The sequence below is a fragment of the Kitasatospora sp. DSM 101779 genome, from assembly GCF_025655475.1.
Classification (GTDB): Bacteria; Actinomycetota; Actinomycetes; order Streptomycetales; family Streptomycetaceae; genus Kitasatospora.
In genome coordinates this window covers 1,252,944-1,266,740 of record NZ_JAHTIK010000001.1, presented here as the reverse complement: position 1 = coordinate 1,266,740, position 13,797 = coordinate 1,252,944, and the positions used below count along the sequence as shown (strand labels likewise).

At 74.4% G+C, this 13,797-nt stretch carries 4 protein-coding genes; all 4 read right to left on the bottom strand.

The window, feature by feature from the left end; translation table 11 throughout:
* Positions 1-13 precede the first annotated feature (13 nt).
* The 4 genes from KSNIM_RS05815 to KSNIM_RS05800 all read right to left on the bottom strand — a co-directional run bounded on the left by KSNIM_RS05815 (position 14) and on the right by KSNIM_RS05800 (position 13,792).
* Entirely contained in the window at positions 14-985 is a 972-nt protein-coding gene (locus KSNIM_RS05815) for a TauD/TfdA family dioxygenase (protein ID WP_263102141.1), read from the bottom strand.
* Between the two features lie 84 nt (positions 986-1,069).
* Positions 1,070-8,602 (bottom strand): non-ribosomal peptide synthetase, encoded by a 7,533-nt coding sequence (locus tag KSNIM_RS05810; protein ID WP_263102140.1) that lies wholly within the window; start codon positions 8,600-8,602, stop codon positions 1,070-1,072.
* A complete protein-coding gene (locus tag KSNIM_RS05805) occupies positions 8,592-13,583 on the bottom strand; it encodes a non-ribosomal peptide synthetase (protein ID WP_263102139.1) in 4,992 nt (1,663 codons plus the stop codon). Before KSNIM_RS05805 ends, KSNIM_RS05810 begins: the two co-directional genes overlap by 11 nt.
* Positions 13,580-13,792, bottom strand: coding sequence for an MbtH family protein (locus tag KSNIM_RS05800; RefSeq protein WP_263102138.1), 213 nt, complete (start codon positions 13,790-13,792; stop codon positions 13,580-13,582). The genes KSNIM_RS05805 and KSNIM_RS05800 overlap by 4 nt, the downstream gene beginning before the upstream one ends.
* Positions 13,793-13,797: the final 5 nt, after the last annotated feature.

The window sequence follows — 13,797 nt, the reverse complement described above, 5'->3', positions numbered from 1 at the left end:
ACACTGGCTCCCATCAGCTCAGCACGTTGCCGTCGCCCGTCCGCAGGCCGCGGGTACGCCGGTGGTCGATGTGCACGAACGCCCGCTGCAGCCAGCGGTCCCGGCCGTCGTAACGCGGCACGAAGGCGGACCGGCCGTGCAGGGTGACCCGGTTGTCCACCACCACCAGGTCGCCGGCACCGAGGACCAGGTCCGTCTGCACCGCCTCGACGGCCCGCCGCAGTTCGGCCATCGCGGTGGCGGCCCCGGAGTCCAGCGGATGGGTGTTCGCGAAGTCGACGCGGACGTCCGGGTCCTCCGCCGCGCCGCTCAGCACGGGGTGCACCGGGTCCCGGCCGGCCGCGAACGAGGGCGGCGGGGTGGAGCGGAAGCGGGGTTCGGCGAGGACGCGCCGGTGCTCCGGCCCGACCAGCGGCAGGGCCTGGCGGATCGAGGCGACCCGCAGCCCCGCCCGGTCGTCGTGGTCGTTGCGCAGGCACAGCAGCGACACGAAGTCCGGCCGGTGGTCCAGGTGCACGTTCTCCACGTGCATCTGGAGCGGCTGGGAGCCCGCGTTGCTCTGCTCGAACTCCTGGCCGGGGACGGGCACCACGTTCTGCAGCAGCGCACCGGCCTTCTCCTGCCGGAAGGCGATGATCTCGCCCAGCTGCAGCACGCACAGTGCCAGCAGGGTGGCCGACGCGGTCGCGTTGCGCTCGACCGAGCCGGCCTCGACCGGGGTCGGCCCCTGCGGACGGACGGGCAGCCCGGCGATCCGCAGGCAGCCGCTCGGCCCGGGGTCGCTGCGGAAGCGGCGCAGTTCCTCCAGCACGCGGGCCGGCAGGCGGCAGGAGCGGTCGCGTGCGGCGGCCAGCCAGGTCGGGTGGTCCACCAGTCGCGGTGGGACGTCGGAAAGGCGCTCGACGAGCCGCTCGATGTCCGCGCGTTCGGCCCCGTCCAGGACGAGAGCGCCCGGTTCGGCATGGATGTCCAGACTTACAGCCACTGTCTTTCTGCCCTCTCTTGGTCTGCTTGAGCAAGGCGGGCCGGCGGCGGGGCAGTTCCCTCCGCCGGCCCGGTGGGCGGCGCGTCAGGCCGAGGGCCTTCTGCCCAGGTACCCGGTGAGGTGCATGTAGCGGTGGATGCCGTTCATCCACGTGAGGTCGCGGTCGGCGCGGGCCGCCTGCCCGGTGATCCGGGCGACGGCCTCGGCCCCGGCGGCGCTGTTCACCGCGACGGCGAGTCCGCTGCCCGTCCGCAGGTCGAGGGCGGCCATCGCGACCGTGCCCTTGGTCGACCCCGAGTGCCCGAACCAGCGGCCCCGGCGGTCCGTCATCATGCCGAGCCCGTAGTCGAAGTCGGCGTGCCCGGTGAGCATCGCGCGGGCGAGTCCGGTGCCGAGCACCCCCGGGCCCAGGCCGAGTGCCTCCGCCCGTACCGACAGCAGCAGTGCGGCGAGGTCCGCCGGCGTGGTCCACAGGCCGCCGGCGGCCGCCTCCGGGGTGATCCGCAGGCCGCCGTCGAGCGGCCGGCCGTCCGCGTCGTGGCCGCAGGCCACCGGCGCCGGGGCGCGGTCGGGTAGGTCCTGGGCGAAGCTGCTGTCCGCGAGCCCGAGCGGGCCGAGGACGAGCCGCCGGGCCAGCTCGGCGAACGGCTCACCCGTGAGGTCGGCCAGCACCTGCTGCAGCACCGTGAAGTTGGTGGCCGAGTAGCTGGTCAGCCCGGCGAGCAGCGGGTCCACCCGGAGCGCCGGCCGGCCCTCCACCGCCGTGCCGTCCAGCACCGCGTCCAGGGCGGGCAGCGGTTCGGCGGGGTGGAAGTCGGCGAAGCCGGCGATCGGCAGCCCGGCACTGTGGCTGAGCAGTTGACGGACCGTCACTTTCGCGGGGGCCCCGTGCACGTCCCGGATGCGCAGGGCGTGCAGGTAGTCCGCCACGTCCGCGTCCAGGTCGAGCCGGCCCTCGGCCGCCAGGGCGAGGGCGACCGCGGCCGAGGTGGGCTTGCTCATCGAGCCGACCTGGAAGGCCGTCCGGTCGCCGACCGGGTCGGCCGCACCGGCCCGGACCACCCCGAGCTGCCAGGTGTCCACGACCTCCCCGCCGTCGACCACGGCGACGCTCACCCCGGGGATCGCACGGTCGGCCAGCAGCTCCCGCAGACCGTCGTCGGGCCGCACCGGGAGCCCGCCCCGCCCGCGGCCGCGGGCCGGCCGCGCCGTCCAGTCCCGGCCGCGCGACGGCCCCTCCGCCGCAGCAGCGTCGAGCGCCGCGGCGAGTTCCGCCACCGTCTGATGGCTCATCGCCATCCGCGGCGTCAGGTTCAGCCCGGTCAGCTTCGCCTGGGCGACCATCCGGACGACCGTGATCGAGTCGCCGCCGAGACGGGTGAACTCGTCGTGCACGCCGATCGCGTCGGTGCCGAGCACCTGCGCCCAGATCGCGGTCAGCACCAGCTCCGTCGTGCTGCGCGGCGGCACGAACCCCTCCGCCGGCTCCGCCGACCCGGCCTCCTCCGGCGCCGGGAGCGCCTTCCGGTCGACCTTGTTCGCCGAACTCAGCGGCAGCTCGTCGAGCCGGACGAAGACCGCCGGCACCATGTACTCGGGCAGCGTCGCGGACAGGTGCGTCCGCAGCCCGGACGGCGTCGGCCGCGCACCGGGGGCCGCGACCACGTACCCCACCAGCCGCCGGACGCCCGGGACGTCCTCCCGGGCCGCGACCACCGCCTCGGCGACCTCGGGGTGGGTGAGCAGCACGGCCTCGATCTCGCCCAGCTCGACCCGGTAGCCGCGGATCTTGACCTGGTGGTCGATCCGGCCGAGGAACTCCAGCTCGCCGTCCGGGCGGCGGCGCGCCAGGTCGCCCGTCCGGTAGAACCGTGCGCCGGGGGCGGACGCGTAGGGGTCGGGCAGGAAGCGTTCCGCGGTCAGTGCCGCCCGGCCCAGGTAGCCGCGGGCCACGCCGGCCCCGCCGATGTACAGCTCGCCGGCCACGCCGACCGGCGCCGGCTGGAGGTCGGCATCCAGCACGTACATCCGGATGTTGGCGATGGGGTGGCCGATGGGCACCGGGACGGACGGGTCGAAGTCGTCCGGGACCTCGTGGACCGAGCAGCCCACCACCGTCTCGGTCGGACCGTACTCGTTGATGATGCGGGCGCCCGGCGCGGTCTTCCGCCAGGCCACCACGGTCTCCGGCTTCACCTCGTCCGCCCCCACGACGAAGGTCCGCACCGAGTCGACCGTCTCGTCGGGGCCGATCAGCGAGCGCAGCACGTCCAGGTGCGCCGGGGTGATCTTCAGCAGGCTGTAGTCGGCCCGGGCGCCGAGCAGCCGGGCGAGCGACTCGGGGCTCTGCTCCGGCGGCAGCACGGTGACGCTGCGCCCGCCGATCAGCGGCAGGAAGAAGTTCGGCACGGACAGGTCGAAGGCGACCGAGCCGAGCATGATCGCCCCGTCGGCGCCGTCCAGCCCGTAGCCGTCGACCGCCCAGAGCAGGTAGTTCACCAGCCCCTCGTGGGTGATCAGCACACCCTTCGGCCGCCCGGTGGAGCCGGAGGTGTACAGGGTGTACACCAGGTTGGCCGGCGTCAGGTCCCGCTCCGGCGAGGCGTCCGGCGCGGCGGCGATCCGCTCGGCGTCGCCGTCCACGCACAGCACGGCACCCTCGTACGCCGCGAAGCGCTCCCGCAGGGAGTCCCGGGTGACCAGCACGGACGCCGCGGTGTCGGCCAGGATGAAACCGGAGCGGTCCGCGGGGTGCGCCGGGTCGATCGGCACGTAGGCACCGCCCGCCTTCGCCACGGCCAGCAGGGCCGTCAGGACCTCGGTGCCGCCGGGCAGGCACACGGCGACGAAGCGCTCCGGGCCCGCGCCGAGTTCCACCAGAACGTGCGCGAGGCGGTTGACCCGGGTGTCGAGCTCCCGGAAGGTGACCGTGGACCCGTCGGCGTCCACCACCGCGACCGCGTCCGGCGTGCGACCGACCTGCGCCTCGAAGAGGTCGGGCAGCGTGGCGGCCGGGTACTCGACGTCCGTCCGGTTGGGCGCGAGCAGCACCAGCTCCCGCTCGCCCTCCGGCAGGTACGCGGCCGTCGCGTCGCCCTCCGGGTCGCGGACCATCGCCTCCAGCACCGCGCGGTACATCGCACCCAGGCGTTCCCGGTTCTCCGAGGAGACGTCCTGCGGGCGGCTGATCAGCGCCAGCAGCCCGGGGTGCGAGGTCACCGACAGACCGAACTCGTTCGGGCTGTCGTCGATGCTGGTCTCGACGTCGATGAGCTCGGTGTCGAGCACGTGGAAGTCGAGGTAGTTGAAGTACACGTCGGCGAGCCGCTGGCCGCCCGCGAACTCGCGCTGCATCTGGCCGAGCGGGAACCGGCGGTGCGGCCAGATGCCGATCTCCGTCTCGAAGACCTGCCGGACCAGCTCCGTCCAGGTGCGCGCACCCCGGCGGAACGGGAACGGCACCGTGTTGATGTACAGGCCGTACACCTTGTCGGCGCCGGCCACCTCGGGCCGGGTGTCGCAGACCAGGCCGCAGGAGAAGGCCTGCTCGCCGGTGAGCATGCTCATCACCTTCAGGTGCGCGGCGTGCATCACGCTCTTCAGCGGCACGTCCGCGCGCGCCGCCAGCGCGCTCAGCCCCTCCTGCAGGTCGGTGAAGCGGACGTAGGTCTGCTGGATCGAGCCCGGCGGCTCGGTGGTCGAGCCCCAGGCGCCCGGCAGCGTGAACTTCGGGTGCGCCGCCACCGACGCCCGCCAGTGCTCGCGGGACGCCTCCGAGGCGAGCGCCTTCCGCTCCAGCGCCACGAAGTCCGCGAAACGGACCTCCGGGAGGGGCTGCGGCTCGGGTGCCGACCCCGACGCCAGCTCGCGGTAGCGGTCCAGCACCTCCATGATCAGCGAGCTGAAGCTCCAGCCCTCCAGGATCGGGTGGAACTCGGTGAAGGTCAGCCACCAGCCCCCGCGGTGACTGCGGGTGAAGAACCGCAGCAGGCCGGGCCGGTCGAGCTCGAAGGGCCGGTTGCGCTCACGGGCCATCAGCGCCCGCAGCTCCGCCTCCTGCTCCTGCGCGGTCAGACCGGACACGTCGACGCTGTCCACCGCGATCCGGGCGTCCGGGTGCACCAGCTGGATCGGCTCGGAGTACCCGTCGAGGTCGATCGAGGTGCGCAGGATCTCGTGACGGTCGACCACGTGGTCCACCGCCGCCTGGAAGGCCGCCGCCGAGAACGGCCTCGGGTCGCGGATGCGGAACGAGGTGACGTTGTGGTAGTTGCCCTCGCCGCCCGCCGCGTGCATCTCGAACAGCATGCCCAACTGGACCTGGCTGAGCGGGTACGCGTCGCGCAAGCCCTCCGGCACGCGCCTGCGGTCCGCCTCGGACAGCAGCTCGAACGGGGCGACGAGCGGAGCGTCCAGCCGCTCGGAGCTGCGCCCGCCGAGCGCGGCCGCGAGCCGGGCGACCGTGCGGTGCCGGAAGACGTCCCGCACGGCGACGTCGAAGCCGGCCGCGCGCAGCGCGCCGACCAGGGCCACCGCGCGGATCGAGTCGCCGCCCAGCTCGAAGAAGCTGTCGTGCGCGCCGACCGCCTCGGTCCTGAGGACGGTCCGCAGGTGCGCCGCGAGCTCCGCCTCGACGCCCGGCCGCGGGGCGGTGAACCCGGTGGTCAGCCGCGCCCGGCGGCCCGGCGCGGGCAGCGCGCGGTGGTCGGTCTTGCCGTTGCTGGTGAGCGGGATCTCCTCCAGGTGCACGACGGCTGCCGGCACCATCCAGGCGGGCAGGCGCTCGGCGAGGAAGGCCGTCAGGTCGGCGCCGCGGTCGTCCGCCACCACGTAGGCGACCAGTTCGGTGCCGGACGGACCGTCCGTCCGGCCGACGACCACCGAGGCCCGGACCGCCGGGTGCTCGTCGAGCACGTTCTGCACCTCGCCGGGCTCGACCCGGTAGCCGCGGATCTTGACCTGGGTGTCGCAGCGGCCGACGAACTCCATCTCGCCGCCGGGCAGCATCCGGGCGAGGTCGCCCGTCCGGTAGAGGCGGCCGCCCGGGACGGCCGAGAACGGGTCCGGGACGAACTTCTCGGCGGTCTGCCCCGGCCGGCCGCGGTAGCCGCGGGCAACCCCGGTGCCGCCCACGTACACCTCGCCGACCACCCCCGTCGCCACCGGCCGCAGGTTCCCGTCCAGCACGTAGGCGGTGGTGTTGGGGATCGGAGCGCCGAGCGGGACGAGCTCGGTGGTGATCGGACCGGGCACCTCCTGGCAGGAGTTGCCGACGGTGATCTCGGTGGGCCCGTACTCGGAGGCCAGCCGTGCGCCGTCCACCCGCCAGCGGTCGACCAGGGCGCTGGTGAAGCTGTCGCCGGCGGCGATCACCACGGCCGCCACCGAGCGGCGCTCCTCGGCGTCCAACTGGCCGGCCAACACCTCCAGATGGCCGGGGGCCAGCTTGAGGAAGCTCAGCGGGCCGGCCGCCAGCAGCAGCCGGCCGAGGTCGGCGAGGTCGAACTCCGCGGGGAGCAGGGTGACCGGGCGGCCGAGCATCAGCCCGGTCCAGAGGTTCGGCACCACCAGGTCGAAGGCGACCGAGGAGAAGAGCGCCGTGCCGCCCGGTGCCTGCGCGTACCTCTCGGCGCTCCACAGCAGGTAGTTGGTGAGGCCGCGGTGGGTGGTCTCGACGCCCTTGGGCCGGCCGGTCGTGCCGGAGGTGTAGATGACGTAGGCCAGGCTGTCGGGGTCGATCACCACGCCGGGGTCGGTGGCGGGGAGGTCGTCCAGGTGCACGGCGTCCACCAGCACGGCCGCCCGGCCCGGTGCGGCCGGCAGCGCGCCGGCCCGGGCCGAGCTGGTGAGGACCAGCGCCACCCCGGCGTCGGCGAGCACATGGGCCGTCCGCTCCACCGGATGCGCCGGGTCGACCGGCACGTACGCGGCACCGGACTTGAGCACGGCGAGCAGCGCGACGACCAGCTCGGGGCCGCGGTCGAGGTGGACGCCGACCGTGGTCTCCGGGCCGGCGCCGAGCGCGATCAGGTGCCGGGCGAGCCGGTTGGCCCGCCGGTCGAGTTCGCCGAAGGTCACCCGGTGCCCGTTGGCGGCGACGAGGGCGACCGCGGCCGGGTCCTGCGCCGCGACGAGCGTGTGCACCGCCTCCGGACCGCGCTCCTGCGCATTGTCGTTCGGGGCGGTGACGAACCGGTGCAGCTCGTCGGTGGTGAGGTACTCCAGGGCCGCGACCGGGGTGTCCGGTGCCTGCACCGCACTCGCCAGCAGCCGCAGGAAGTGCGCGGCGATCCGGTCGGCGGTGGCGGCGTCGAACAGCTCGGCCGAGTACTCCAGCACGGCATCCAGCGGGCCGGCCGGGGCGTCGACGACCTGCAGGTTGAGGTCGAACTTGGCGGTGGTCCACGCGGTGTCGACGGCCTCGGCCCGGACCCCGGGCAGCTCGGGGCCGCTCGTGCCGGTGTTCTGGTAGCCGAACATGACCTGCACCAGCGGGGTGCGGGACAGGTCGCGCTCCGGGTCCAGTTCGTTCACCAGCCACTCGAACGGCAGCTCCTGGTGGTCGAAGGCGTCGAGGACGGCGAGCCGGTTGTCCTGCAGCAGCTCGGCGAAGCCCTGTTGCCCGCTCCAACGCGCCCGCATCACCACGGTGTTGACGAAGAAGCCGATCAGGTCCTGCAGTTCGGGCCGCTGCCGGTTGCCGACCGGCACGCCGACGGCGACGTCGGTGCGCCCGGTGTACCGGCCGAGCAGGGCCTGGAAGGCGGTCAGCAACACGGCGAACGGGGTGGTGCCGTGCTCCAGGGCGAGCGCGCGGACAGCGTCGGCCGTGGCCTCCGGGACGGCGAACCGGCAGGCCCCGCCGGCGGGGCCGCGCACGTCCGGCCGGGGCCGGTCCGCAGGCAGCTCCAGCGGGGTGACCCCGGCCAGCCGGTCCGTCCAGTACGCCGCGGCGGCGGCCATCCGGCCCTCGTCGAAGCGCCGCCGCTGCCAGGCGGCGTACTCGGCGTACTGCACCGGCAGTTCGGGCAGCAGCGCCGGGCCGGCGCCGGTCTCCTCGCGGTAGAACGCGCCCAGCTCGGACCAGAACACCGACTCCGACCAGCCGTCGAAGGCGATGTGGTGGAACACCGCGACCAGCACGTGCCGGTCGGCGGCCACGTGCAGCAGGTGCAGTCCGGCGGTGACGCCCGCCGAGAGCGGCATCGGCCGGGCGGCGAGCCGTTCGGCCAGGTCGTGCGCCGCCTGCTCCGGGTCGTCGGCGCTGCTCAGGTCCGTGAGTTCGAGCCGCGGGCCGTCCGGGGCGATCCACTGGACGGGCTCGTCCCCGGTCGGCCGGTAGTGCGTCCGCAGCACCAGGTGCCGCTCGACGAGCCGGTCCCAGGCCCGGCCCAGGGCCGCCGCGTCGAGCGGGCCGGTCAGCCGCAGCACGATCGGCACCAGGTTGCCGGTGGCCGTCTCGTCGTACCGGTCCAGGAACCAGAGCCGGCGCTGGCCGAAGGAGAGCGGCAGCTCGGCCGAGAGGTCGAGGCGGGGGACGGCCGCGCGGGACCGCCGGGCGCCGGCCAGCCGTTGCCGCAGCAGCAGCTGACGCCGGTCGTCGATCTCAGTGCTCATCTCGGTCCTCTTCGTCCGATGTGGTCAGCCGGGTCAGCTCGGCGTCGGACATCTCGGCGATGTCCGCCCTGATCCGCTCCTCGACGAGCCGGGCGAGGCCGGCGACGGTGGGGTGCTCGAACACGCTCCGCAGCGCGAGCCTGACGCCGAAGTCGGCCTCGATCGCGGCGACGAGCCGGGAGGCGAGCACGGAGTCGCCGCCGAGCTGGAAGAACGTCCGGTGCAGGTCCGGCAGCACGTCGTAGCCCAGCAGTTCGCTCCAGAGGTCGGCCAGGCCCTCCTCCAGCTCGCTGAGGGGCCCGGTGCCGTGCTCCGTCGCCGCCTCCTCGGGCGGGGCCGGCAGCGCCGCGTGGTCGACCTTCCCGTTGGCGTTCAGCGGGATCCGGTCGAGCAGCACCAGAGCGGCGGGCACCATCGGTGCGGGCAGTCGGCGGGCGCAGTGCTCCAGCAGCTCGGCGGGCACCGGTTCGTGTCCGGAGGCCGGGACGACCCAGGCGACCAGACGACCGGTGGCGCCCTTGGTGTCGACGCGCACCAGCGCGTCGGCGACCCCGGGGAGGGCGGTCAGCACGGCGACGATCTCGCCCGGTTCGATCCGGTGGCCGCGCAGCTTGATCTGCTCGTCCAGGCGTCCCAGGAACTCGACGTTGCCGTCGGGGAGCAGCCGGGCCCGGTCCCCGGTCCGGTACAGGCGCCGGCCCGGTTCGGCGGAGAACGGGTCGGGAACGAAGCTCGCCGCGGTGAGCCCCGGGCGGTTGCGGTAGCCGCGGGCGACTCCGGTGCCGCCGATGTGCAGCTCGCCGGGCACGCCGACCGGGCACGGATTCCCGTGGCCGTCGAGCACCCACATGGTGGTGTTGGGGACGGGCGTCCCGATGGGCAGCACCTCGGGCTGGCCGCCGCCGGTGATCGGGAAGGTCGAGTTCGCCACCGAGATCTCGGTCGGGCCGTACTCGTTCAGCAGGCGCGGTCCGTCCGGGCCCGCCTTGGCGAGCCACCGCTCCAGCACCGGCGCCGGGAAGGAGTCGGCGCCGACGGCGAGCACACCCGCCAGCCCCGCCGCCTGCTCGGGGGTGAGCTGGGCGCTCAGCAGGTCGAGGTGGCCCGGAGTCAGTTTGACGAACGAGTACGGGGCGCCCGCGGCCAGCAGCCGGCCCAGGTCGGACGGGTCGAAGTGCGGCGGCAGCAGCCGGACGGGCTCGCCGGTGACCAGCGCGGTGTAGAGGTCCGGCACCACCATGTCGTACGCGGTCGACGAGAACAGCGGGGTGCCGCCGGGGCGGGAGCCCGCATAGTCCTCCACCGTCCACATCAGGTAGTTGAGCAGGCCGCGGTGGTCGACCATGACGCCCTTGGGACGGCCGGTCGAGCCGGAGGTGTAGATCACGTAGGCGAGCGAGTCCAGGTCGGCGGGCGCAGCCTCGAAGGGCGGCTGCGCGGCGAGTTCGGCCCGCTCCGCGGGTGCGTCGAGGACCAGCGGCACCACGGACTGGAGCACGCCGGCCCGGGCGCGATCGGTGATCACGTAGCGCGCGCCGGAGTCGCCCAGCATGTACTGGAGCCGTTCGGCCGGGAAGTCCGGGTCCAGCGGCACGTACGCCGCGCCCGCCTTCCACACCGCGAGGAACGCGGCCACCAGGTCGGTGCCCCGGTCGAGGCAGACGCCGACGACCGACTCCGGCCCGACGCCGAGGCCGCGCAGCCGCGAGGCGAGCCGGTCGCTCCGGTCGGCGAGTTCCGCGTAGCTGAGGCCGCCCGCCTCGGCGACCAGGGCCGGTGCGTCCGGGGTCTTCACGGCCTGCCGGGCGAAGAGCTCGTGGACGGCGAGCTCCGGGCGGGCGGCGGCCGGCCCGCGGCCCGCGGCCAGGACCGCCCGGTGCTCGTCCGGCGGCAGCAGCGGCAGGTCGTGCAGCCGCGCCTGCGGGTCGGCCGCGACACCCGCCAGCAGCTGCCGGAAGTGCCCGGCCAGCCGGCGCACGGTCTCCGCGTCGAACAGCGCCGTCGAGTACTCCAGCACGGCCAGGCAGGAGCGGTCGGGCTGGATCTGCACCACCAGGTTCAGGTCGGCCTTGGAGCCCGTCCAGGCGTCGAGCAGCATCCCGGTGTCCGTCCTGCCCCCGTCCACCGAGGTGACCCCGTCGTCGTGCAGGTCGAAGAGCACCTGGGCCAGCAGGTTGCGGGACTGGTCACGCTCCGGGGCGAGTTCGCGGACCAGGTGCGCGAACGGTACCTCCTGTGCCTCCTGGGCCTCCGACACCGTCCGGCGCACCCGGTCCAGCAGCTCGGTGAACGCCGGGTCGCCCGCGGCGTCGCAGCGCATGACCACGGTGTTGAGGAAGCAGCCGAGCACCCCGGCGACCTCCTCGCGCAGCCGGCCGGCCAGCGGGGTGCCGATCGGCACGTCGGTCTGCCCGCAGTACCGGGCCAGCAGGGCGGCGTACGCGGCGAGCAGGGTGGCGTACGGCGTCGCCCCCCGCTGCCAGCCCGCCTCCAGTACCGGCCGCATGACGGCGGCGGGGATCTCGAACTCGAACGCGGCGCCGCGGGTGTCCCGGATCGGGGGCCGGGGCCGGTCGGTCGGGAGGTCGAGCGTCGGCAGGCCGGCCAGCTGACCGCGCCAGTAGTCGAGCTGCTCGTCGAGGGCACCGCCGTCGACCCGCTCGCGCTGCCACACCGCGAAGTCCGCGTACTGCACGGACATGTCCGGCAGCAGGGGTTCGCGGCGGTCCCTGCGGGCCGCGATCAGTTCGTCGAGCTCGCGCCGCAGCACGACCATCGACCATCCGTCGGAGGCGATGTGGTGGAAGGTCAGCAGCAGCGCGTCGGTGCCGTCCGAGACCCGGGCCAGCATGGCCCGCCAGACCGGTCCCTCGGCGAGGTCGAACCCGACGGCGGTCTCGCGGGCCACCGCCGCGGGCAGCTCGGCCTCGGTCACCTCGACCACGGCCGGCCTGACCGGACGGTCCTTGTCGACGATCTGGCAGAGGCTGCCGTTCACCGACGCGTAGCGGGTCCGCAGGATCTCGTGCCGGGCGGCGAGGTCGCGCAGCGCGCCCTCGACGACCACGGTCGGGATGCCGTTCCCGGGCAGCCGGATCATGATCGGCATGGTGTACTCGCCGCTGCCCGGGTTCATCCGGTCGAGGACCCACAGGTCCTGCTGGGCGTACGAGAGCGGCAGCGGCCGGTCCCGCGGCACCGGCTCGACCGCCGCCACCGGCTGGGTCTGCGCCCGGGCACCGGCGATCAGCAGGCTCTGGCCGGCCGGGGTCGGCGCGCCGAACAGCTCGCGCACCTGCAGTGGCAGCCCGGAGAGCTTGCGCAGCCGCACCGCCACCCGGAGCAGCAGCAGCGAGTATCCGCCGAGCTGGAAGAAGTTGTCGTCCAGGCCGATCCGGCCGACTCCGAGGACCTCCTGCCAGATCTCGGTGACCTGGACCTCCTCGGGCGTCCGCGGCGCCCGGTACGGCGCCCGGCGGGGGTCGGCGTCGACCGTGAGGGCCGTCCGGTCGACCTTGCCGTTCGCGGTCAGCGGCAGCTCGTCGACCTGCTGGAACACCGACGGCAGGTGCGAGTCGGGCAGGTGCGCGCGCAGGTGGCCGCGCAGCTCCTCGTGACCGGCGGAGCCCTTCACGAACGCCACCAGCTGCTGCCCGCCCACCCGGTCGGGCGCCACCGTCACGGCCGCCGCCTCCACCAGGGGGTGCGCGGCCAGCAGCGCCTCGATGCCCTCGGGCTCGATCCGCACCCCGCTGAGCTTGATCTGGTTGTCGATCCGCCCGGCGAACTCCAGCTCGCCGCGCACGTTGGTCCGCGCACGGTCGCCCGTCCGGTAGAGCCGGGCACCGGGCGGGCCGTCCGGATCGGGCCGGAACCGGTCCGCGGTCAGGCCCGGCGCACCGAGGTAGCCGCGGCCCACGCACACCCCGCCGAGGTGGATCTCGCCGCTCTCGGCGCGGTCGCCCTCCTCGTCGAGCAGCACGATCCGCACATTGTCGATCGGCCCGCCCAGCGGCACCCCGCCCGGACCCTGCGCCGGGTCGTACACGTGGTCGGTGACGCCGATCGCGCACTCGGCCGGCCCGTACACGTTCCGCACCCGGACACCGAGCACGGACAGCGCCCGGGCGCACAGGTCACCGGTCAGCATCTCGCCCGCCGAGGTGAGCCAGCGCAGCTCGTCGCCCACCGTGGCGGCCTCCGGCTGCTCCAGCAGCAGCTGCAGCACCGAGGGGACGAGTTCCAGCGCGGTGATCCGCTGCTCGCGCAGCAGCTCGATCAGCGCCACCGGGTCCCGCTCCACACCCTCCGGGGCGAGCACCAGCGTCGCACCGCAGACCAGCGGCAGGAAGACCTGGAAGACCACCGGGTCGAAGCCGAGACCGGTCGCCGACAGCAGCCGGTCGCCGGGGCCGACCCCGTGCCGGCGGACCGCGTCCGCCAGCCGGTTCGCCAGGCCCGCATGGGTGTTGACCACACCCTTGGGCACACCCGTCGAGCCCGAGGTGAAGGCCACGTACGCCGCATTGTCGGCGTGCAGCTCCGCGGGCGCCGCGCCGGGCCCGTCGGCCGCCGGGCCCTCGTCCGGCCGCACCCGCGACCACGGGCCGGGGACCGGCTCCTCGCAGACCAGCGCCAGCGCGCGGGCGGTGGTGAGCATCCCCGTCCGGCGTTCCACCGGATGCTCCGGGTCGAGCAGCAGGAAGGCGCCGCCGGTGGTGGCCACGGCCAGCATGGCCACCACCAGCCGGACGGAGCGCGGCAGTTGGATGCCGACCATCGCCTCCGGGCCCACCCCGAGTTCACTGAGCCGCGCTGCCAGGGCCCGCACCCTCTCGCCGGTCTCGCGGTAGCTCAGGGCCTCGGCCCCGTCGCCGACGGCCACGGCGTCCGGTGTCAGGGCGACCTGACGCCAGAACAGCTCGGGCAGCAGCAGCTCCGCGGTGTGCGGGACGCCCGGTACGGCGGCACGGACGGTCATGAGCCGACTTCCTGCGCCATGCGCAGACGGAGGCTCAGCGGACGCATGTCGGTCCAGATCTCCTCGATGTGCGCGAGGCAGGCCTCGCGGGTGCCGCTGACGCCCTCGGCGGTCCAGCCCGCGGGCAGGTCGCGGCCGGCCGGCCAGATGGAGTACTGGAGCTCGTGGTTGACCACGACCTGGTAGAGCGCGGAATTCGACTCGGACACTTCTG

Bases quoted from the DNA above. Each gene is read 5' to 3' on its own strand.
- KSNIM_RS05810 (WP_263102140.1), bottom strand. From the start codon at position 8,602: ATGAGCACTGAGATCGACGACCGGCGTCAGCTGCTGCTGCGGCAACGG.
- KSNIM_RS05805 (WP_263102139.1), bottom strand. From the start codon at position 13,583: ATGACCGTCCGTGCCGCCGTACCGGGCGTCCCGCACACCGCGGAGCTG.